The organism is Pseudomonas sp. EGD-AK9 (assembly GCF_000465935.2).
GTDB lineage: Bacteria > Pseudomonadota > Gammaproteobacteria > Pseudomonadales > Pseudomonadaceae > Aquipseudomonas.
The window spans coordinates 1-916 of record NZ_AVOF01000672.1 but is presented as its reverse complement, the minus strand read 5'-3'; the positions used below and the strand labels follow the sequence as shown (position 1 = coordinate 916).

Annotated in this window: 2 protein-coding genes; both read right to left on the bottom strand. The window is 69.9% G+C overall.

The genetic code is table 11. The features are described 5' to 3' along the window. Positions 1 to 192, bottom strand: a 192-nt coding sequence (locus N878_RS22490; RefSeq protein WP_031303783.1) for a transglutaminase N-terminal domain-containing protein, incomplete at its 3' end; no start/stop codon positions are given. Beyond that, positions 189 to 916 (bottom strand): alpha-E domain-containing protein (locus N878_RS22485; protein WP_021445764.1); only part of this gene is annotated, 728 nt, incomplete at its 5' end. The genes N878_RS22485 and N878_RS22490, both read right to left, overlap by 4 nt.

Sequence of the window (916 nt, the reverse complement as noted above, 5' to 3'; positions counted from 1 at the left end):
CAGCGGATTGCCGAACACATCCAGGCCGTCGCGGCGCTGGCAGGGCTGCGGCGCGATGCGCAGCTCGCGCTCGTGACAGCGCTGCCAGGGGCAGTCGCGCGGCCACAGGTGCGCCAGCTGCTGGGCCAGCGAGACCGGCGCCGAGTAGCGGTAATGGGTGTCGTGGAGAATCTGGTACAGCGCGCTGCTCATGAGGATTGCGTCCGCTGGCTGGCGTCGACATGGACGAAGAAGCGCAGGCCGAGCTGATCGGAGACCGTGCCGGCGGCCTGGCTGATGGCGGCGAGCAGATCGGCCAGGCCTTCGAGCACGGCGCGAATGCTGCCGGGACCGAACAAGGAGTTCTCCAGGCAGGCCAGGTCGAAGCCGGCCAGCTGCGCCTCCAGTTCCTGCAGCGGCAGCTGCGCCGGCAGTTCGAAGCGCTCGTCGAGGCGCTGCAGCGAACGCAGCAGCGTGCGCAGCTGGAAGATCACCGCATGCGGGTTCTGTTCGTCCAGCAGCAGCAGGTCGAGCACCGGGATCAGCTGCGCCGATGCCAGGTAGCGGGTGCGGTAGGTGATGCTGCTGTTGCCCAGCTCCAGCAGCCACTCCAGCGCCGACTGGTCGGTGGCGGCGCCGCTGCGCAGGAAGCCGGCGAAGGCGTCGCAGAGAAACTGCAGGCGCTCGATGCAGCGGCCGAGCATGAGAAAGCGCCAGCCGTCGTCGCGGGTCATGTCGTCGAGGGCGAAGCCGGACAGCGCCGCCAGCGACATCAGCAGGCGGTTGAGGAAATCCAGCAGCTCGCCGAAGTCGGCCGGCTGGCCCTCCAGCGCCTGCGCCTCGCGCTGCAGCTCGACCAGCGCCTGCCAGTTGGCCTGGGACAGCTTGCCGCGCACGCTGCCGGCGGCCCACTGCAGGCGCTGCAGGTTGGCGCGCA